The organism is Simplicispira sedimenti (genome assembly GCF_022760965.1).
GTDB lineage: Bacteria > Pseudomonadota > Gammaproteobacteria > Burkholderiales > Burkholderiaceae_C > Simplicispira > Simplicispira sedimenti.
This window is the reverse complement of the sequence record NZ_JAKVIJ010000016.1, coordinates 1-20,233: the sequence shown is the minus strand read 5'-3', so window position 1 is coordinate 20,233 and position 20,233 is coordinate 1. Positions and strand designations below refer to the sequence as shown.

Sequence of the window (20,233 nt, the reverse complement as noted above, 5' to 3'; positions counted from 1 at the left end):
ATAGAAGCCGCAGCCCGAAAAACCGTGTCCGGTGGGTGACGCACACAGCCCCTATCATGGGGCCCCAAACCGGCCCTGTCCCATGCCCCACCCTTCCATCTTCCAAAGACTCCGCCACGCTGGCAAGGCCCTGGGCACCCTGGCAGGGCTGGCGATTTCTTGCCTGGCCCCCGTGCCAGGGACCGCCGCAACGGCGATCGCGCCAGTTCCGGCCTATGCAGAACTGCCCCTGCCAGACAACCAGTCCATCACCACCCTGCCCACCGGTGAGCTGGGCTGGCTGGGGCAGCGGCCCATAGAGCCTACCCCCAAGGGCCTGCCCACGGGCTGCTGGGCCTGGGAGCTGGTGATGGCACGCTGGCACCCGGCCAGCGGCCGCACGGCACAGGTGCCGCTCAAGCCCGGCATCGGCGGATTTGTGTACAGCCAACTGGTGCTGCCCACCGGGCTGCTGGCCCTGACGCAAACCGGTTGCCAGGACGGCAAGGAGCGCTGGCGCTTCGTGTTCCTGCCCCACGGCGGCGGCCCGGTGCTGCAGGCGGACACCAGCGAAGCCATCGACGTTTTTCAGACCGGGCTGCTGGCGCTGGGGGACGAGCGGGCCGCACTGGTCACGCGCGAAAAGGACACGCGCCACATCAAGGTGCTGACCGTGCAGCGCAGCAAGGGGCGGCTGGAGATCGCGGCCATGCCGGTTCTGCCGGTCGCGTACAACCGCGACTTTGCCAGCGCGGTGGCCGGGCAGGACCAGGTGATGATTCTGGGTGGCTCCAACGGCAACTACCGCGGTTGCTCACCCTGCCGCGCCGAGACCCATGTGCTCGACCTGAAGACCAAGGCCTGGCGCAATGGCCCACCGATGCTGGAGGCCCGCTCGGAACTGGCGGCCAGCAGCCTGCCCGATGGCAGCGTCCTGGTCACCGGCGGCTGGACCCAGGCGGCCGCGTGGGGCAGCGGCGCCTCGCGCACGGCAGAACGCTGGAACCCGGCCACCAACCGCTTTGAAGCGCTGCCGCCCATGCCCAACGGCACAGCCCGGCACAGGCATCTGTGGTGGGACGCCCCCTGGGGCCGCAGCTTGTTGGTGGTGCCAGGGCTTGCGGGCGCGGTGCAATCGCTGGACACCCGCCACTGGAGCTGGCGCACCGTGGGCGAATGGGCCAGTGGCAGCGAAGAAGGCGGGTGCGGCTTCTACCCCTTTGTCGTCGATGGCAATGCCTATGCCTGGCTGGTCAACCGCAGCGAGGGGCATTACTCGAGCAAGTCCTGCGGCGAACAGAAATATGCGGATCTGAGCCTGCTGCGGCCACCCAGCGGCGCGGCCCCTTCTGCCCTGGCACCACCCGAAAGCACCCTGGTCACCTACCGGCACGGCGCAGCCTTTCTGCCTGCCGCGGGCAAGGCCCCGGCGCTGGTGATCGGCGGATCGCGCCATGCGGGGATGAACGCGTTCGTCATCAGCAGCGCCGTGGAAGCCATCGACCGCGAGGGGCGCGTGAGCACGCTCCCATCCTTGCTGACAGCGCGCCAGGATGCCAAGGCCTTCCGGGCCGCAAACGGCATCCTGGTGGTGGGCGGCAACGGGCCCGACAGCCCTTATGGCGGCGTGCGCGATCCCAAGCCGCTCAAGGCCGAGTGGCTGGCGCCCGGCGGCAGCGCCGTCTGGCAGGAGGTGGGCGGAAAAGGCCCCTCACCGTCTGCCGCCGTGGCGCAGTTGCGCGACGGTAGCCTGCTGGTGATTGAGCCCAGCGGCGAGCTGCAACAGCTCACACTCACCGTGCGGGGCACACAGCCATTCTTCGAGAGCCGTGCCTGGCCCGCGCTGACCCGCGAACGCCGCAACGGCGACGGGGACGGTGCAACCAACGCCATGGTTGTCCAGGAACTCGACGATGGCCGCATCGTCGTGGCAGGCGGGTCGGTGCGTTCCGAACGCATCGCCCGGTATTCAACCAAGGTGCTGGAGCCTGGGCAGCCGGACGAGTACGTGGGCATCGGCGACTTCCTGCCCTGGCGCCGCTACGAGATCTTTGACCCCACCACACGGCGCTGGTCCCGCTCGGCACCCTCCAAGGCTGCTGGTGGACGCGCCATCGTGATGCGCAGCGGGCGGGTCATCAAGGCTGCACCAGCCCCGCAGCCAGCGCAGGACTCGGGGCCGCAACGCTTTGTGCTCGAAGCTTCCGACCCCACCGGAGCAGCCTGGGCGCCGCTGGCCCACAAAGGTTCGCGCCTGCAGATCAACGACCGGTACATCCTTTTCACCATCGAGGACGAACTGTTTGCCAGCGGTGAGATCGCGGGCCTGGGCACCGGCGGCGGGCCCAGCGGGCTGGAATGGCTCAACCCCGCCACAGGCGCCTGGGACCTGCTGTGGCAGGCGGGGCCGGGCGAGAACTGGCGAGCGCACCAGGGGCGCATCGTGCGCCGCACCGTCGTGGGTGCCAACGGACAGCCCAAAGCACTCTTGATCCCGGTAGGAGGACTGTGATGCGGTTATTTTCGGTCGTACTCTACGGCTCCATGGGTCTGCTGATGGGCGCATCGGCCATGGCAGGCGAACAGGGTGACGCAACCACGCCGCTGGGCAGCAAGCTCGTCGAGTTCCTGCTTGGCGCCGACCAGTGGCAGCCCGGCGACCGCTACCGCAGCGGCAGCCAATGGCTCGCGCTGGTGTGCAGCAAAACGGACTGCCAGTTGGAGCCCGCCAAGCTCAAGGTGCGCCGCGAGAAGTGGCAGGGCCACTACGACGACCAGCCCACCCAGGGCCAGCGACTGGTGTTCCGCCGCCAGACGGCCGGCCCCGGCACGGTGCTGGCCTGGTTCAAACAAGACCCCGCTGCGCCCTGGCTGCAGGCCGGGCCGGTGCCCACCTACGGGGCCGCCACATTCCGAAAAAAGCGCCCCGCCAGCGAAGGCACGCTGGAGCTGGCGGTGGATTTGCCCCACGGAGGGCAGGCCACGCTGGTGCCGCTGTTCGATGCCGAAGGCGGCCGATTCCTGCTGCAACTGCGCGCCCAGGGCAAGCGCCAGTTGCTCGACGAACTGGGGCTGTGTTCGCACACCGTATCGACCGACTACCTGGTCTGGGCGGGCGACCTCGACCGCGATGGCCAGCCCGACTACCTGATCGACTTTGCCGACGAAGTCGGAGAAGCCAAGCTCTACCTGGCCCGCGCCGCTGCCGCCAAGGAGCTTGCGGGGGTTGCGGGGGTCTATGTCCCTTCCCCCTTTGGCGGCGAGTGCGACGGGGAAGGCTGGGTGTCGCGATGATCCAATGCCTTCTATCTCAACGCATCGCAGCGCTGGCTTGGGTCCTTGGCGCGGCTTGGCTGGCTGTCGCCGCACATGCCCAGGATAAGCCCACAGGCGCCTGGAAAGGAACCATCGGCCAGGCCCCGGTGATGGTTTGTTTTTCTGACGACAGCCAGGCGCAGTACTACTACCTGCGCCACCGCCGGAACATCGCCCTGGTGCCGCCCCAGGGCGCTGTCGATCCCAGAGACAAGCCCCAGGCCATTGCCCAAGCATGGAAAACGGGCGATTTCAGGCTGGATGAAACCGTGCCCGGCCCCAATGGAGAAAGCCGCATCAGCGGCCGCTGGATGCTGCAGGCCACCTCACCCACACAGATCACCGGCACCTGGACGGCACCGGACGAGGGCAAGGCCCAGCCCATCTCCCTGCGCAAGGCGATACCCACGCCTGCCACAGAGTCGGCCCCGTTGGGTGGGGACTGCGAGCCGGCCTTTTACGAACCGCTCCTCGCGGCGATGCGCCTGAAGCGCGAACCTGCCACCATCGGCAGCCACTCGTATCAGACCGTGTCCAGCGAGGAAGCCACCACGCTCCAGGTACCGGCCGAGCTGCCCCATGCCAAGGCGCTGAATCACCTGGCGATGCAATGGCTTCGTCGCCAGTCGGTGCTGTCCTACGACTGCAGCGCTGGGCGCGGTTCGCGGGGCTTTGCGAGTTCGGACGAGCCCATCGGCAGCACGCTCACGCCAGTGCTATGGACGGATGCCTACCTCGTGCTGCAAGACAGCATGCCCGAGATCTTCTGCGGCGGCGCCCATGGCTCCTCGTCCTTGTCCACCATCACCTGGTCGTGGCACAAGGGACGTGCGGTGGACACCTGGGCCTGGCTGCAAGGCGGGGAAAAGTCCCTCATTGCCCACGCAAGCAAGTCAGGCCAGCCCATTGCGTCGGGCCTGAAGCGCCTGATCACCCGACTGCACCCACGCAACACCGAAGGCGACGATTGCCGCGAAGTGCTCGACCTGATGAGCGTGCAGGCGCCCTACCCTTCGGCAAAGGGCCTGGTGTTCAACACCGACTTCTTCCACGCCATGCGTGCCTGCAATGACGAAGTGCCCCTGAGCTGGAAGCAGCTGTGGCCCTACCTGTCGACCGAGGGTCGCGCCGCTGCGCAGCAATTCCAGCCCTAGCCTCCCTTGACGTGGGCATGCCTGCTGCGGGTCACAAGGGTTCCAACTGCCGCTGACTCAGGAAGCGCCGGGGTTCGCCCGTCAGGGGATCCGAGAATTCCAGCCACCGGGCCAGCAGTTGCAAGGGGCGGGAGTAGTCGCCCTCTGGCGGGTCGTTCACCTCGGGGTAGAAGGCATCGTTGCGCAGGGGCAGGCCCAGCGCGGCCATGTGCACGCGCAACTGGTGGCGCTTGCCGGTGACGGGCTCCAGGCGGTAGCGTGCCCAGCCCTGCCCCACCTCCAGCACCTGGATGCGGGTGTGGCTGTTGGGTTCGCCAGGCACTTCGTGCATACGGAAGAACTGCGGGCTTTCCTCCAGGCGGCTGCGGTATTCGGGCGGCAACGCCAGACCTTCACGCCAGGGCGCCACCGCCTCGTAGTGCTTGGTGATGGCGCAATCGCGGAACAGGCCCTGGTACAGCCCTCGTGTGGCCCGTTGCACCGAAAAAAGCACCAACCCCGCGGTGTCGCGGTCGATGCGGTGCAGCGGCGAGAGTTCAGGCAACTGCAGCCGGTGCTTCAGGCGCACCAGCAGGCTGTGGTGCAGATAGCGGCCCGTGGGAGTGACGGGCATGAAATGCGGCTTGTCGGCCACCAGCAAGTGGGCGTCCTGGTAGAGCACCGTTTCTTCGAAGGGGATGCAAGGCTCCTGGTCGAGCCAGCGGTAGTAGTACAGGCGAATGCCGCGCTCGAAGGCCCGCGCCGGGGTCACGGGCACGCCGTGCTCATCGACGACGTCACCCTGCTCCATGCGCAGCGCCCATGCCTCGCGCGTGACGGCCGGTATGCGTTGTGCCAGAAAGTCCAGCATGGTGCCGCTGCCGCTGGAGGGCAGCACCACGCAACTGGGGCTCACGCCTGCGCGCACGGGCAACACGTCGGGGTGGCGGGGGTTGTGCATATCAGACGATCATTTCAAGGGAGAGGCCATGGCCTGTCGGTCCATCAAGCCGCGCAGGCCCAGACACACCTACCCCGATTGAAGACAGCGGACCCAGTCACACCACTGCGCTGCAGCGACGGCCCCAGGGCTGGAGCCCTGCTCGAGTTCTGCATGCCAGCGCCGCTGACAACCGAAAACGATGTGCTCCAGTTGCCACAGTGCCTCGCGCAGCACGTAGGCCAGTTCCGCCAGGCCCTGCTCATCCCCTTGCAAATGCTCCAGCAACACGGTGTGGTGGTCAGGGTGCGCACCGGCTTCCGTCAGCGCTCGTTTGAGGGCTTGGAGGCCCTCCTCCACATAGGCAAACGGCCCCAGGTCCGCCGCATGTCCGCCCCCTTGCGACCACTGGGATTTGGCCTGCTCCCACTGCACAAACGCCTTGGCCAACTGGTCCGCCAAGCTATGGATCTGCTCACCCTGGGGCAAGGCGCGGGAAGACTGGGCGTTGGATTCTTCGGTCAAAAGGGGCAACACATGGGCCACCAGCGGCGCAGGAAACTTGCGATGGTTGAGGCGCAGCACCAGAGAGAGTTGCTGCGCGGGGCTGTCCAGGTACTTTTCATAGAACGCGGTCACCAGCACGGACAACAGCAGGATCTGGCCCATGGGCGAGATGTCTTGGCCCGCCAGGCCGCGAGGGTAGCCCGAGCCATCCATGCGTTCGTGGTGCTCCAGCACCGCGACCTCCACGGCGCGGCCATAGACTCCGGCCTCGCGCACCAACAGCATGGAAGTGATGGGATGGGCCACCAGATGCTTGCGTGACGGGCCGGTCACCTTGTGGCTCGGATCGCGCCAGGTGGGGTCCATGTGCAGGGTACCCAGATCGTGCAACAGCCCGGCAGCGGCCAGGGATGTGAGCTGGTGCGGCTCCAGACCGCTGCGCACCCCCAGATACAAAGCCACCAGCATCATTTGCAGGCTGTGCAGGAAAAGGTCGGGCATTTGCTCGCGCAGCACCGTCAGCTTGAAAGCGACGGGCGGTGTCAGCGGCAGCGATCGCAGCGGCTCCAGCAATGGCTGCGCGTCACCCAAGGCCTTGCGCAGCAGCAATGGCAAGGGTTCGGACTCCAGCATCTGCCGGACGGCTTGCTGCAGCGATTCCATATTCACGGCGTTGGCGACCGACAGGTGCGTATCCAATGGCTCGCGCAACTTGTGCTGCACCAGGCGGTCGTACAGGCGGCTGTCAATGCAGGCGCCCTTTTCCACCAGCTTGATGCCGCTTTCGCTGTAAATCGCGTCCTGTGTGACCACAGAACAGCGCTCGGCCATGTCCGTCACACGGCGCAGGTAATGGGGCCTGTCCTGCACACTGTCGCCGGTCTCGAGCAATGGGTCTGTCATGAAAAACTGCGGGGATGCCTGCGCGCACTATAGCGGCAGGCTTGGCGCCATCTGAATGCAACAAAGCCCGCATCGGCGGGCTTTGTTGACACAACGCAATGCAGCCGACTCAAGCCAGCAAGGGCACGCCGGTCTTGGACTGCAGGAACTCCAGGCTCACTTCCGGTGCCAGCTCCACCACCTTGAGGCCTTGCGGGGTCACGTCCATGACCGCCAGGTCGGTGATGATGCGATCCACCACGCCCTGGCCCGTGAGCGGCAACGTGCATTTCGGAAGGATCTTGAGGTCTTCGGTGCCGTCCTTCTTCTTGGCCACATGCTCCATGAGCACGATCACGCGCTTGACGCCGGCCACCAGGTCCATGGCACCGCCCATGCCCTTGACCATCTTGCCGGGAATCATCCAGTTGGCCAGGTCGCCCTTGTCGGTGACCTGCATGGCGCCCAGGATGGACAGGTTGATCTTGCCGCCACGGATCATGGCGAAACTCTCGTGGCTGCCGAAGATCGACGAGCCCTTGATGGTGGTCACCGTCTGCTTGCCGGCATTGATCAGGTCTGCGTCCACCTCGTCCTCGTAGGGGAAGGGGCCGATACCCAGCATGCCGTTCTCGCTCTGCAGCCACACCTCGATGTGGTCGGGCACGTGGTTGGCCACCAGCGTGGGGATGCCGATCCCCAGGTTCACATAGAAGCCGTCCTGCAGTTCCTGTGCGGCACGCGCCGCCATTTGGTCTTGGGTCCAGGGCATGGTGTTCTCCTCACACTTTGCGGTCGCGGGTGGTGCGCTTTTCGATGCGCTTTTCAGGCGTGGGGTTGTGCACGATGCGGTGCACGTAGATGCCGGGCAGGTGCACGTCGTCGGGTGCAATGTCGCCCGTGGCAACGACGCGTTCCACCTCGACGATGCAGATCTTGCCGGCCATGGCCGCAGCAGGGTTGAAGTTGCGCGCCGTCAGGTGAAAGCGCAGGTTGCCCGACATGTCGGCCACGTCGGCCTTGATGAGCGCCACCTCGGGCACCAGGGCGCGTTCCATCACATAGGTTTCGCCGTCGAATTCGCGCAGTTCCTTGCCGTCGGCCACCAGGGTGCCCACGCCGGTCTTGGTGAAGAAGGCCGGGATGCCCGCGCCACCCGCACGCAGCTTTTCTGCCAGCGTGCCCTGGGGGGTGAATTCCAGCTCCAACTCGCCCGCCAGGTATTGGCGCTCGAACTCCTTGTTCTCGCCCACGTAGCTGGAGATCATCTTCTTGATCTGGCGCGTCTCCAGCAGTTTGCCCAGGCCGAAACCATCGACACCGGCGTTGTTGGAGATGACGGTGAGGTTCTTCACCCCCGAATCGCGCAGCGCATCGATCAGTGCCTCGGGAATGCCGCACAACCCGAAACCACCCACGGCCAGCAACTGGCCGTCTGCCACCACGCCCTCAAGGGCCGCGGCCGCCGAAGGAAATACCTTGTTCACGAGAGTCTCCTCATCAGTAGGGATGCGCTACGATACTACTTATTTGATTAAGTAGTTTTCCGTAAAGATTTGCACTATGGATGTGGATTACCGCCTTGCCTTCGAACTGGCGCCTGTGGGGCTGATCCTGTCGCGCAACCGCACCATGGTGGACTGCAACGCCCATGTGTGCGAGATGTTCGGCTGCTCGCGCGAACTGCTGTTGGGCCAGTCGTTCCAGATGCTCTACCCCAGCGCCGAGGAGTACGAGCGCCTGGGTGCGCGCATGGCGCCCATCCTCAACGCCAAGGGCTGGTATGCGGACAACCGCATCATGAAGCGCGCGAGCGGCGAGCTGTTTTGGTGCCATGTATCGGGCCGCGCCCTCAACCGCGAGGCGCCGCACGCCTCGGGCATCTGGAGCTTCGAGGATTTGAGCTCGCAGCGCCCCGTCAAGGCAGAGCTGACGGGGCGCGAGCGCGAAGTGGCGGCGCGCGTGCTCGAAGGGCTTACGTCCAAGGAGATCGGCAAGGCCCTGGGCATCAGCCACCGCACGGTGGAGATCTACCGCGCCCGGCTCATGCGCAAGTACGGCGCCTCCACCGCGGCCGACCTGGTGCACAAGCTGCTGGCGGGCGCGTAAACCGCGCCGCAGCGCCTGCGGCCCTGTGCTGTGGAACCTCAGCGCGGCACTGCGGGCTCCACCACCTCGGCGGCGGTGCGAAACGCATCCACCGCTGACGGCACGCCGCAGTAAATGGCCGCGTGCAGCAGCACTTCCTGGATTTCCTGCACCGAGGCACCATTGTTCAGCGCCCCGCGCACATGGCCCTTGAGCTCGTGCGGGCGCCCCAGGGCCGTGAGCATGGCCACAGTGACCAGGCTGCGTGTCTTGCGGTCCAGGCCGTCGCGCTGCCACACGTCGCCCCAGGCCGCGCGCGTGATGTGCTCCTGGATGGGTGCGGTGAACGGTGTGATCCCGGCCAGGGCGCGGGCCACAAAGTCCTCGCCCATGACCTGCTTGCGCGTGGTCAGGCCCTGGTCGTATTGCTGCTGCTGTGCTGCGTTCATGGTGCTGTGTTCCTATGGTTTTTGGGTGGGATGATTCGGCAGGAAACGTATCATGGTTTCTTTCCCCCTCACCTTGAAGCACACGACCACCATGAGCCCACGCTACCCCTTCCCCGCACTGGACGACCTGCCCGAAGACATCCGCACCCGCATCCTGGAGGTGCAGGAAAAGGCGGGTTTCATTCCCAACGTGTTTCTGGCATTTGCCCGCCGACCCGCGGAGTGGCGCGCCTTTTTTGCCTACCACGATGCCCTGATGCTCAAGGAGGAAGGCAATCTGACCAAGGGCGACCGCGAAATGATCGTGACCGCCACCAGCGCCGCCAACCAGTGCCTGTACTGCGTGGTGGCGCATGGCGCCATCCTGCGCATCTACGAGAAGAAGCCGATGGTGGCCGACCAGGTGGCCGTGAACCACCGCAAGGCCGACATCACGCCGCGCCAACGCGCCATGCTCGACTTCGCCATGAAGGTGTGCCTGCGCTCGCACGAAATCGAGGACGCCGACTTCAGCGCCCTGCACGCCCACGGCCTGGACGATGAGGACATCTGGGACATCGCCGCCATCACGGCTTTCTTTGGTCTGTCCAACCGCATGGCCAGTTTTGCAGGCATGCAGCCCAACCCCGAGTTCTACCTGATGGGCCGGGTGCCCAGGCAGAAGTGATGCTATTTATTTGATAGCTACTAGCGCCCTATTTCAGGGCGCTAGTAGCCAAAAATGCTTCAAATCACGGGGTCACCAGTGCCCGCATCCAGTCGGGCAGGGTCTCGGCTTTTTGCTGCGGAAAGTCCACCCAGATGGTGGTGGCCCCGCCTTCGGCGCAGACCACGCCGGGCTGATCGGTGCGCTCCATGGTGCACCAGGTCTCGAAGGTGGTGCGCCCAGGGTCGCTGACATACAGCTTGACCCGCACATCGCCCGGGTATTCGAGTTGCCGGTAGAAGTTGCAGAAAGCGTTGACGATGACCGGCCCCTGTCCTTGCGGGTCGGGGTCGCATCCCACGGCACGCATCCACTCGATGCGCACCGTCTCCATGTAGCGGAAATACACCGTGTTGTTCACGTGCCCCATGGCGTCCATGTCGCCCCAGCGAATGGACAGCACCATGTCATGCACCAGCTTGCGCTGCTCGGGTAGCGCAATCTTCATACCGCGAATCCGTCGTCCGCCGCAATGATGGCGCCGTTGATGAAGTGGCTCTGGTCGCTGGCCAGCATGACGATGAGCGCATCCAGATCCTGCGGCTGGCCCACACGCTTGCGCGGCAGCATGGCCATGAGCTTCTTGCCCTGCTCGGTGTTCCAGTGGTGGTGGTTGATCTCGGTGTCGATGTAGCCGGGGCAGACGGCGTTGGTGTTGATGCCAAAGCGCCCCCACTCCATGGCCATGGCGCGCGTCATGTGCACCACGGCGGCCTTGCTCATGCAGTACACCCCAATCTGCGGCAGCACCTTGAGCCCCGCCATGGACGCCACGTTGATGATGCGCCCACCGGTAAAGCTGCCCGGCGCCGCGCCCTGCGAGCGCGCCAGCATGCGCTTGCCCACCTCTTGCGCGACGAAGAACGCGCCCTTGACGTTGGTGTCGAAGACGTAGTCGTAGTCCTCCGGCGCGACATCCTGCAGGCGCTGCGTGGTGCTCACGCCCGAGTTGTTGACCAGAATGTCGATCGAGCCCATTTCGGTCTCGGCGTGCGCCACGGCGGCCTTGATGGAGTCGTGATCGGTCACGTCCAGTTCGACCACATGGGCGTCGCCGCCCTCGCCTTCGATGCGTGCGCGCAGCTCCTTGAGTTTTTCGATACGGCGGCTCGCCAGCACCACCCCTGCGCCGGCACGTGCCAGGGTTCGGGCAAACTGCGCACCCAGGCCGCTGGACGCGCCGGTAACAAAGGCAATGCGACCGGACAGATCGATGTTGTAGGCCATTTAGAGTCCCTCCACTGAACAAAATAGAACGGTCGTTCGATTGTCTGTATTCCTTGCATACAATCAGTCACCCGCCGGACAGTGGCTGTGCCCCCTGTTTGCAGACAATCTGCCCCATTATCAAACGCCCGACGAGAAGCACATGACAAACGAAGAAATCCTCGCCCAGTTTGGCCCCCGCGAGTCCATGGAATACGACGTGGTGGTCGTTGGTGGGGGCCCAGGGGGCCTGTCCACAGCGATCCGCATCAAGCAACTGGCAGCAGAGCGCGGCCAGGACGTCTCGGTCGTGGTGCTGGAAAAAGGCTCGGAGCCCGGCGCGCACATCCTCTCGGGCGCCATCATGGACCCCAAGGCGCTGACCGAACTCATCCCCGACTGGAAGGAAAAAGGCGCCCCCCTGAACCAGCCCGTCACCGACGACGCCTACAGCTTTTTGAGCGAGCGCTCGGCCTTTCGCGTGCCCAACATGTTCCTGCCGCCGTTTGCGCACAACCACGGCAACTACATCGTCAGCCTGGGCGCGGTCACCAAGTGGCTGGGCGAACAGGCCGAGGCCCTGGGCGTGGAAATCTTCCCCGGCTTCACCGCCGCCGAAGTGCTCTACAACGATGACGGTTCCGTCAAGGGCGTGGCCACCGGCAATATGGGCATCGGCAAGGACGGCGAGCCCACCGACAACTTCCAGCTCGGCATGGAACTGCTGGGCAAATACACCATCTTTGCCGAAGGCGCACGCGGCCACCTGGGCAAACAAGTCATCGCCAAGTACCAGCTCGACGCAGGGCGCGACCCGCAGAGCTTTGGCATCGGCATCAAGGAACTGTGGGAAATCGACCCCAAGAAACACCAGCCCGGCTTTGTGATGCACACCGCCGGCTGGCCCATGGAGAACGACACCTACGGCGGCGCCTTCCTGTACCACCTGGAAGGCAACAAGGTGGCCGTGGGCTTCGTCACCGGCCTGGGCTACACCAACCCCTACCTGAGCCCGTTCGAGGAATTCCAGCGCTGGAAGACCCACCCCAACATCCGCTACTACTTCGAGAACGAGCAGGGCGAAGTCACCGCCAAGCGCCTGTCCTATGGCGCGCGCGCCATCAACGCCAGCGGCCTGAACTCCCTGCCCAAGACCGTGTTCCCCGGCGGCGCGCTCATCGGCTGCGACGCGGGCTACCTCAATGTCAGCCGCATCAAGGGCAGCCACGCTGCCATCAAGACCGGCATGCTCGCAGGCGAAGCCGCCTACGAGGCCGTCACGGCTGGGCGCCAGCACGACGAACTCAGCGCCTACCCCAAGGCCTTCGAGGAAAGCTGGCTCTACACCGAGCTGAACAAGGACCGCAATTTCAAGAACTGGTTCAAGTACGGCCTGACCACCGCCACGCTGATGAACGGCTTCGAGCAGTTCGTGCTGCGCGGGCACATGCCCTGGACGCTGCACCGTGACAAGGCCGACCACCAGTACCTCAAGCCCGCCAGCGAGTGCAAGCCCATCGAGTACCCCAAGCCCGACGGCAAGCTGACCTTCGACCGCTTGAGCAGCGTGTTCATCAGCAACACCAACCACGAAGAGAACCAACCGGCGCACCTGACGCTCAAGGACGCCAGCGTGCCGGTGAAGATCAACCTGGCCCAATACGCAGGCCCCGAGGCACGCTACTGCCCGGCCGGGGTGTACGAGTTTGTGGGCGAAGGCAGCGACAAGCGCCTGCAGATCAACGCGCAGAACTGCGTGCACTGCAAGACCTGCGACATCAAGGACCCGACGCAGAACATCGTGTGGGTCACGCCCGAGGGGGGCGGGGGGCCGAATTACTCGGGCATGTAATCAAAAACCATAGCGCTTCGCGCTGAAGGGGCCTGCGTTGCAGGCCCTTTTTATTGGAATTTCAAACAGCGGACAACGGCAGATCCGCTTTTTTCAGCGTGCGCAGCACAAAGCTGGAACGGCTGTGGCGAATGCCCTTGATCTTGTAGAGCTTCTCGCGCAGCAGGCGCTCATAGTCGCGCGTGTCCTTGACCACCACACGCAGCAGATAGTCGTAGTCGCCCGACACCAGGTGCGCCTCGATCACCTCGGGAATGCTGGCCAGCGTTTCGCCGAATTTCTCCAGCGTGTTGTCGGAATGGCTGTCGAGCGTGACCTGCACCAGCACGGTGTCGGCCAGATCCAGCGCCTGGGGGTTGAGGCGCACGGTGTAGCCCTCGATCACCCCGGACTCCTCCATCTTCTTGATGCGGCTCCAGCAGGGCGATGGGCTCAGGCCCACGGCCTGGCCAATCTCTTGCAGGCTGGCGCGGGCGTTGGCCTGCAGTACGGCGAGGATTTTTTTGTCGAGTCGGTCCATGCCACGGATTATTCTGCACACAACGCCATGAGAGCAAATTTTGCTGTAACAAAGGCTATTTACTGGAAACAAAGCAAATTTGCCTGCCAACCCCCTGGCATACTTTGCTGCATCAAGGCGCTCTTACCGGAACGCATGAAATGCCAAGGCCCCGGCTGGTTACCGCCAGTCGGGGCGCTTGCTTTTGGGGGCCTGCACCGGGGCCGACGCAGACAAAAATCCCTGCGGTGCGGCGGGCATTGCAGGTAGAATCGCGCCTTCGTCAGGAGAGAGTGCTCCGCCACCCGCGAGCAGCACCGCCGAAGGCGCAGGCACCCGCCGAACGCTCAGGCAAAAGGACTGGCAACCGCCCGCAGGGATGCGGGCGTTCCCTTGCTGGAGAGAGGTGGCCGCGCGCAACGCACAGGCCACCCACCGAAGGAGCAAGCCGCGCGGGCCAGCCAGGGCGCAGCGGTGAATCTCTCAGGTAAAGCGGACAGCAGGGCAAATCCCGTGGCATTGGTGCCACGGCCCCCATTTGCCCTGGAGTTCTTATGTCCGCACCTGCCGCCGCCCCCCTGCTCACCACGCCCCTCAACGCGCTGCACATCGAACTGGGCGCCCGCATGGTGCCGTTCGCCGGTTACTCCATGCCCGTGCAGTACCCCGCAGGGCTCATGGCCGAGCACCTGCACACCCGCCAGGCCGCAGGCCTGTTCGATGTGTCGCACATGGGCCAGCTGCGCCTGGTCGGCCCCGATGCCGCCGCCGCATTTGAAAGCCTGATGCCCGTGGACGTGATCGACCTGCCCGTGGGCAAACAGCGCTACGGCCTGCTGCTGAACGACGAGGGCGGCATCATCGACGACCTGATGTTCTTCCGCATGGCGCAGGACGAGCTGTTCGTCATCGTCAACGGCGCCTGCAAGGTGGGCGACATCGCCCACATCCAGGCGCGCATCGGCCAGCGCTGCCAGGTGGTTCCGCTGCCCGACCATGCCCTGCTCGCCCTGCAGGGCCCGCAGGCCGCCACGGCCCTGGCACGCCTGGCGCCCGGCGTGGAAAAGCTGGTGTTCATGACCGGCGGCCAGTTCACGATCGCGGGCTGCGACTGCTTCGTTACGCGCAGCGGCTACACCGGCGAAGACGGCTTCGAGATCTCCGTGCCCGCCGCGCAGGCCGACACCCTGGCGCGCGCGCTGCTGGCCCAACCGGAGGTCAAGCCCATCGGGCTGGGCGCACGCAACTCGCTGCGCCTGGAGGCCGGCCTGTGCCTCTACGGCAACGACATCGACACCACCACCACGCCCGTGGAGGCCGCGCTGAACTGGGCCATGCAAAAGGTGCGCCGCACCGGCGGCGCGCGCGCCGGCGGCTTCCCCGGTGCCGACAAGGTGCTGGCCCAGCTCGACAACCCCGCCAGCGTGGCACGCAAGCGTGTCGGCCTCGTGGCCCTGGAGCGCGTGCCCGTGCGCGAGCACACCGAACTGCAGAGCGAAGGCGGCCAGAAGATCGGCGAGGTCACCAGCGGCCTGCTCGGCCCGAGCTTCGACAAACCCATTGCCCTGGCCTATGTGGACGCCCAGCATGCCGCCGTTGGCACGCGCGTCAACGCCATCGTGCGCAGCAAGGCCGTGCCCATGGAGGTCTGCGCCACCCCCTTCGTGCCCACGCGCTACTACCGCGGCTAACGCCCCTGGCGCAGGCTACATTCCGGATTCCCTTCATCTTTCAGGAGCTTTTCCCATGACCATCAAATATTCCAAAGACCACGAGTGGATCAACGCCGCTGATGCCAACGCTGCCGTGGTCGGCATCACGCTGCACGCCCAGGACGCCCTGGGTGACGTGGTGTTCGTGGACTTGCCCGCCGTGGGCACCACGTTTGCCCAGGGCGACGTGGCCGGTGTGGTCGAGTCCGTGAAGGCTGCTGCCGATGTGTACATGCCCGTTTCGGGCGAGGTGGTGGAAGTGAACGAGGCACTGCGCGCCGACCCGTCGCTGGCCAACTCCGACCCGCTGGGCGCGGGCTGGTTCTTCAAGGTCAAGCTGTCCGAGCCCGCCCAGCTCGACGGCCTGATGGACGAGACCGCGTATTCGAGCTTCTCTGCCAGCGCCTGAGCGCACCGGCTTTAAAAACCATAGCAGCCAGCGCACGCATTCAGGCGCATTCAGATACAAAAATATTTGAATCCGCCTGAATTCGGGCGCAAGCAGCTCCTATTTCAATAGCACTCCAGACTGGTTCCGCCATGCAGATGCCCGCCGCCCTGCCCTTGTCCGCACTCGAAAACACCACCGAGTTCCTGCCCCGCCACATCGGCATCGACGCGGCCGACGAAGCGCACATGCTGTCGGTGATCGGCGAGGCCTCGCGCCGCGCCCTCATCGACGGCATCGTGCCGCGCTCCATCGCGCGCGGCCAGGCCATGGACCTGCCGGCCCCGGCCACCGAGAACGCCGCGCTGGCCGAGCTCAAGGCGATCGCCTCCAAGAACAAGCTGCTCAAGAGCTTCATCGGCCAGGGCTACTACGGCACGCACACGCCCGGCGTGATCCTGCGCAACATCCTGGAGAACCCCGCCTGGTACACGGCCTACACGCCCTACCAGGCCGAAATCTCGCAGGGCCGCATGGAGGCGCTGGTCAACTTCCAGACCATGGTGTGCGACCTCACCGGCATGCCGATTGCCAACGCCTCCATGCTCGACGAGGCCACCGCCGCCGCCGAGGCCATGACGCTGGCCAAGCGCTCGGTCAAGGCCAAGGGCAATACCCTCATCGTCAGCGGCGACTGCCACCCGCAGACCATCGAGGTCATCCAGACGCGCGCCGCGCCGCTGGGCCTCACAGTCAAGGTGGTCCGCTCGGGCGACGAATGGATGGCCGCCATCGGCCAGGACGACTACTTTGCCGCCATCAACCAGTACCCCGGCTCCAGCGGCTGGCTGGCCGACTGGCAGATGAGCGCCGACATCATCCACGGCAAGGGCGCCGCGCTGATCCTGGCCGCCGACCTGCTGGCGCTCACGCTGCTCAAGACCCCAGGCGAGATGGGCGCCGACATCGTGGTCGGCACCACGCAGCGCTTTGGCATGCCCATGGGCGCGGGCGGCCCGCACGCCGCCTACATGGCCTGCCGCGACGACTTCAAGCGCTCCATGCCCGGCCGCCTGGTGGGCGTGAGCGTGGACGTGCACGGCAAGCCGGCCTACCGCCTGGCGCTGCAGACGCGCGAGCAGCACATCCGCCGCGAGAAGGCCACCTCCAACATCTGCACCGCGCAGGTGCTGCCCGCCGTCATCGCCAGCATGTACGCCGTGTACCACGGCCCCGAGGGCTTGAAGCGCATCGGCCAGCGCGTGGCACGCTACACCGCCATCCTGGCGGCAGGCCTCAAGCAACTGGGCTTCACGCCGCTGCACGCCACCGCCTTCGACACCCTGACCATGGACCTGGGTAGTAGTGACGCCGCCCGCGCCGTGGTGCAGCGCGCGCTGGACGCCGGCGCCAATGTGCGCCTGCTGCGCGGCCAGTGCGTGGCCCTGTCGCTCGACGAAACCACCACGCGCGACGACCTGGCCCTGCTCTGGCGCACCTTCGCGCCCACGGCCACGCAACCCACGGTGGAGCAGCTCGCCGCCAGCGCGCCCGACCTCATTCCGGCCAGCCTGCGCCGCGCCAGCCGCTACCTCACGCACCCGGTGTTCAACACGCACCACAGCGAAACCGGCATGCTGCGCTACATCCGCCAGCTGTCCGACAAGGATCTGGCGCTCGACCGCACCATGATCCCGCTGGGCTCGTGCACCATGAAGCTCAACGCCACGAGCGAGATGATCCCGATCACCTGGCCCGAGTTCGCCAACGTGCACCCGTTCGCGCCGGCCGACCAGCTCGAAGGCTACCGCCTGCTCGACGAGCAACTGCGCGCCTGGCTGTGCCAGGCCACGGGCTACGCGGGCATCAGCCTGCAGCCCAACGCAGGCAGCCAGGGCGAATACGCCGGCCTGCTGGCCATCAAGGCCTACCACGCGGCCCAGGGCCACGCGCACCGCAACATCTGCCTGATCCCAAGCAGCGCGCACGGCACCAACCCCGCCAGCGCCCAGATGGTGGGCATGCAGGTGGTGGTGACCAAGTGCGACGAAAACGGCAACGTGGACATGGCCGACCTGCAGGCCAAGTGCGAACAGCACAGCCAGAACCTGGCCTGCGTGATGATCACCTACCCCAGCACGCATGGCGTGTTCGAGACGCAGGTCAAGGAGCTGTGCCAGCTCGTGCACAGCCATGGCGGCCGCGTGTACGTGGACGGCGCCAACATGAACGCCCTGGTGGGCGTGGCCGCCCCCGGCGAATTTGGCGGCGACGTGAGCCACCTGAACCTGCACAAGACCTTCTGCATCCCGCACGGCGGCGGCGGCCCCGGCGTCGGCCCCGTGTGCGTGGTGGCAGACCTCGTGCCCTACCTGCCCGGCCATGCCACGGCCGGTCAGTCCGCCACGGTGGGCGCCGTTTCTGCCGCGCCGCTGGGCAACGCCGCCGTGCTGCCGATCAGCTGGATGTACATCCGCATGATGGGCGCCGAGGGCCTGCAGGCCGCCACCGAGGTGGCCATCCTCAGCGCCAACTACATCAGCGCGCGCCTCAAGGACCACTACCCCACGCTGTACGCGTCAAGCAACGGCCATGTGGCGCACGAGTGCATCCTCGACCTGCGCCAACTCAAGGAGACCAGCGGCGTGATGGCCGAGGACGTGGCCAAGCGCCTGATCGACTACGGCTTCCACGCCCCCACCCTGAGCTTCCCCGTGGCCAACACGCTGATGGTCGAGCCCACCGAGAGCGAGACGCTGTTCGAGATCGACCGCTTCATCGACGCGATGATCGCCATCCGCGAGGAAATCCGCCAGGTGGAAACCGGCGCCTGGCCGCAGGACAACAACCCGCTGAAAAACGCACCGCACACGGCCGAGAGCCTGTTGGGCGCCGAATGGACCCGCCCCTACACCCGCGAGGCCGCCGCCTACCCCGTGGCCGCGCTGCGCCAGGCCAAGTACTGGTCCCCCGTGGGCCGCGTGGACAACGTGTACGGCGACCGCAACCTGTTCTGCAGCTGCGTGCCGGTGAGCGAGCTGGCGTAAAGCGCGCTGATGCAGCGCCGGGGTGGCGCTGCTTGATGAAAACAAAGGCCCGGTCACGGGCCTTTGTGCTTTACAGCGCATCGAGCGGGCTGAGCACCCCGCGCCCGCCCTTGTTGAGCACATGCGTGTAAACCATGGTGGTGCTCACATCGGCATGGCCCAGCAGCTCCTGCACCGTACGGATGTCGTAGCCCGCCTGCAGCAAATGCGTGGCAAAGGAATGGCGCAGCACATGCGGACTGACCGGCTTGTCGATCTGCGCCAGCCGGGCTGCCTCGCGCACCGCGCGCTGCACCGACTCCGGGTACACATGGTGGCGCCGCTCCAGCAAAGCGCCCGTCACCGCATCGGGGCGCGGATCAACGGAGCGCACCGGCGACGGAAACACCCATTGCCAGGCCCAGCTGCGATCTGCGTTGGCGTACTTCACCGCCAGTGCATGCGGCAAATGCACACGGCCAAAACCCGCCTCGATATCCTTTTCGTGCAGCGCCCGCGCCTTTTGCAATTGCTGCTGCAAAGGCTGGATCAGGTTTTCGGGCAGCACGGTGATGCGGTCTTTGTTGCCTTTGCCTTCGCGAATCACAATTTCGCGCCGGGCAAATTCCACATCCTTGACGCGCAGGCGCAGGGCTTCGAGCAAGCGCATACCCGTGCCATACAGCAACTGCGCAATCAGCCCGGTCGTGCCCTGCATGTGCAACAACAACGTACGCACCTCGGTGGCCGTCAGCACCACCGGCAGGCGCCTGGGCGCCTTCGCCTGCACCACACCGTCCAACCAAGGCAAATCCACACCCAGCACCTGTTTATACAGATACAAAATCGCAGCCTTGGCCTGGTTCTGGGTTGATGCAGACACCTGGCGCTGCACTGCCAGATGCGTCAAAAAAGCTTCCACCTCCACAGCGCCCATCTCTTGCGGATGGCGCTTGCCGTGAAACAGGATAAAGCGCCGCGCCCAATCGACATAAGCCGTCTCGGTGCGAATGCTGTAATGGCGCGTGCGCAGATGATCACGCAAACGATCCAGCAGCTTGGGCGCTGGCGCGATCCCCGACGCGGCAGGTGCAGCGGGTGCAGCGGGTGCAGCGGGTGCAGCGGGTGCAGGATAATCTGAAGACGATGTCATCCGGAAAATTTTAGGTTTGCCTAAACATCATCATCTCGGTACTATCCCTGTGTACCAATCGATACATCTTGTTTTGGCAGACCAACTTGCTTACGATGGCTATCGTCTAATTCTAGTTAGTCCCATCAGACGCTCTATGCGCGCAGCCATGCATTCCAGCGCTTCGCCCCGTTCGCAGGGCTTTCAAGCCTTTTTGGCGTCCAGCGCTTGTGCAGCAAGCGCGGGCAGCTATCGTTCTTGCAGCGCTGCGCCGCTTCGGTGGCCCAGCGCTTTTGCGTGGGCTGCGCCCCTCTCCAAGGCTGGGCGCCCCTTCTTGGCCTTCGGGTCTAACTCTGCGTATATGGACTCCCCCACAACAGCAAGAGCCTGACCGATTGGGGACCAAGGGGTAAAGAACC

At 65.4% G+C, this 20,233-nt stretch carries 19 protein-coding genes and 2 riboswitches; of the genes, 10 read left to right on the top strand and 9 right to left on the bottom strand.

The features are described 5' to 3' along the window. The first annotated feature begins 82 nt into the window (after positions 1-82). From MJ602_RS15260 to MJ602_RS15250, 3 genes are all read left to right on the top strand, one after another. Positions 83-2,491: a Kelch repeat-containing protein gene (locus MJ602_RS15260; protein WP_243021646.1), complete on the top strand. Its 2,409-nt coding sequence runs from the start codon at positions 83-85 to the stop codon at positions 2,489-2,491. Continuing rightward, on the top strand, positions 2,491-3,273 hold the full coding sequence (locus MJ602_RS15255; protein ID WP_243021645.1) for a hypothetical protein: 783 nt from the start codon (positions 2,491-2,493) through the stop codon (positions 3,271-3,273). Before MJ602_RS15260 ends, MJ602_RS15255 begins: the two co-directional genes overlap by 1 nt. Before the next feature lie 131 nt (positions 3,274-3,404). After that, complete coding sequence (locus tag MJ602_RS15250) at positions 3,405-4,448, top strand: hypothetical protein (RefSeq protein ID WP_243021644.1); 1,044 nt, start codon at positions 3,405-3,407, stop codon at positions 4,446-4,448. A gap of 31 nt (positions 4,449-4,479) precedes the next feature. On the opposite strand, the gene MJ602_RS15245 is transcribed toward MJ602_RS15250, so the two are convergent. The 4 genes from MJ602_RS15245 to MJ602_RS15230 form a co-directional block, all read right to left on the bottom strand. After that, positions 4,480-5,388 (bottom strand): pseudouridine synthase, encoded by a 909-nt coding sequence (locus MJ602_RS15245; RefSeq protein WP_243021643.1) that lies wholly within the window; start codon positions 5,386-5,388, stop codon positions 4,480-4,482. Between the two features lie 69 nt (positions 5,389-5,457). Then, complete coding sequence (locus MJ602_RS15240; protein ID WP_243021642.1) at positions 5,458-6,777, bottom strand: HD-GYP domain-containing protein; 1,320 nt, start codon at positions 6,775-6,777, stop codon at positions 5,458-5,460. A 109-nt stretch (positions 6,778-6,886) separates the two neighbouring features. Continuing rightward, on the bottom strand, positions 6,887-7,528 hold the full coding sequence (locus MJ602_RS15235; RefSeq protein WP_243021641.1) for a 3-oxoacid CoA-transferase subunit B: 642 nt from the start codon (positions 7,526-7,528) through the stop codon (positions 6,887-6,889). A 10-nt stretch (positions 7,529-7,538) separates the two neighbouring features. Continuing rightward, positions 7,539-8,243 (bottom strand): 3-oxoacid CoA-transferase subunit A, encoded by a 705-nt coding sequence (locus MJ602_RS15230; RefSeq protein ID WP_162016126.1) that lies wholly within the window; start codon positions 8,241-8,243, stop codon positions 7,539-7,541. Positions 8,244-8,319: 76 nt separating this feature from the next. On the opposite strand from MJ602_RS15230, the gene MJ602_RS15225 reads away from it, so the two are divergent. Next, a complete protein-coding gene (locus MJ602_RS15225) occupies positions 8,320-8,865 on the top strand; it encodes a PAS and helix-turn-helix domain-containing protein (RefSeq protein ID WP_162016125.1) in 546 nt (181 codons plus the stop codon). 38 nt (positions 8,866-8,903) lie between these two features. Here MJ602_RS15225 and pcaC read toward each other — a convergent pair whose 3' ends face one another. After that, a complete protein-coding gene (pcaC, locus tag MJ602_RS15220) occupies positions 8,904-9,293 on the bottom strand; it encodes a 4-carboxymuconolactone decarboxylase (protein ID WP_243021640.1) in 390 nt (129 codons plus the stop codon). 91 nt (positions 9,294-9,384) lie between these two features. Here pcaC and MJ602_RS15215 point away from each other — a divergent pair, with 91 nt between their 5' ends. Further along, a complete protein-coding gene (locus MJ602_RS15215; RefSeq protein WP_243021678.1) occupies positions 9,385-9,960 on the top strand; it encodes a peroxidase-related enzyme in 576 nt (191 codons plus the stop codon). A 64-nt stretch (positions 9,961-10,024) separates the two neighbouring features. On the opposite strand, the gene MJ602_RS15210 is transcribed toward MJ602_RS15215, so the two are convergent. Together MJ602_RS15210 and MJ602_RS15205 are read right to left on the bottom strand one after the other, a co-directional pair. Then, entirely contained in the window at positions 10,025-10,447 is a 423-nt protein-coding gene (locus MJ602_RS15210; protein WP_162016123.1) for an acyl-CoA thioesterase, read from the bottom strand. Next, entirely contained in the window at positions 10,444-11,226 is a 783-nt protein-coding gene (locus MJ602_RS15205; RefSeq protein ID WP_162016122.1) for an SDR family oxidoreductase, read from the bottom strand. The genes MJ602_RS15210 and MJ602_RS15205 overlap by 4 nt, the downstream gene beginning before the upstream one ends. A 142-nt stretch (positions 11,227-11,368) precedes the next feature. Here MJ602_RS15205 and MJ602_RS15200 point away from each other — a divergent pair, with 142 nt between their 5' ends. Beyond that, positions 11,369-13,057, top strand: coding sequence for an electron transfer flavoprotein-ubiquinone oxidoreductase (locus MJ602_RS15200; protein ID WP_243021639.1), 1,689 nt, complete (start codon positions 11,369-11,371; stop codon positions 13,055-13,057). 61 nt (positions 13,058-13,118) lie between these two features. Here MJ602_RS15200 and MJ602_RS15195 read toward each other — a convergent pair whose 3' ends face one another. Next, entirely contained in the window at positions 13,119-13,577 is a 459-nt protein-coding gene (locus tag MJ602_RS15195) for an Lrp/AsnC family transcriptional regulator (RefSeq protein WP_243021638.1), read from the bottom strand. A 253-nt stretch (positions 13,578-13,830) separates the two neighbouring features. Continuing rightward, positions 13,831-13,929: riboswitch (glycine riboswitch) on the top strand. Positions 13,930-13,942: 13 nt separating this feature from the next. Further along, positions 13,943-14,066: riboswitch (glycine riboswitch) on the top strand. A gap of 44 nt (positions 14,067-14,110) precedes the next feature. Here MJ602_RS15195 and gcvT point away from each other — a divergent pair. The 3 genes from gcvT (at position 14,111) to gcvP (ending at position 18,703) form a co-directional block, all read left to right on the top strand. Then, positions 14,111-15,247, top strand: a complete 1,137-nt coding sequence (gene gcvT / locus MJ602_RS15190) for a glycine cleavage system aminomethyltransferase GcvT (RefSeq protein WP_243021637.1) — start codon at positions 14,111-14,113, stop codon at positions 15,245-15,247. 55 nt (positions 15,248-15,302) lie between these two features. Further along, on the top strand, positions 15,303-15,677 hold the full coding sequence (gene gcvH, locus MJ602_RS15185; RefSeq protein WP_162016116.1) for a glycine cleavage system protein GcvH: 375 nt from the start codon (positions 15,303-15,305) through the stop codon (positions 15,675-15,677). A gap of 131 nt (positions 15,678-15,808) precedes the next feature. Then, on the top strand, positions 15,809-18,703 hold the full coding sequence (gcvP, locus tag MJ602_RS15180; RefSeq protein ID WP_243021636.1) for an aminomethyl-transferring glycine dehydrogenase: 2,895 nt from the start codon (positions 15,809-15,811) through the stop codon (positions 18,701-18,703). Positions 18,704-18,773: 70 nt separating this feature from the next. On the opposite strand, the gene MJ602_RS15175 is transcribed toward gcvP, so the two are convergent. Next, on the bottom strand, positions 18,774-19,835 hold the full coding sequence (locus tag MJ602_RS15175; RefSeq protein ID WP_243021635.1) for an integron integrase: 1,062 nt from the start codon (positions 19,833-19,835) through the stop codon (positions 18,774-18,776). A 136-nt stretch (positions 19,836-19,971) separates the two neighbouring features. Between MJ602_RS15175 and MJ602_RS15170 the strand changes: the two genes are divergently transcribed. Then, positions 19,972-20,205, top strand: coding sequence for a DUF1010 domain-containing protein (locus tag MJ602_RS15170; RefSeq protein WP_341474767.1), 234 nt, complete (start codon positions 19,972-19,974; stop codon positions 20,203-20,205). The last annotated feature ends 28 nt before the right edge of the window (positions 20,206-20,233 follow it).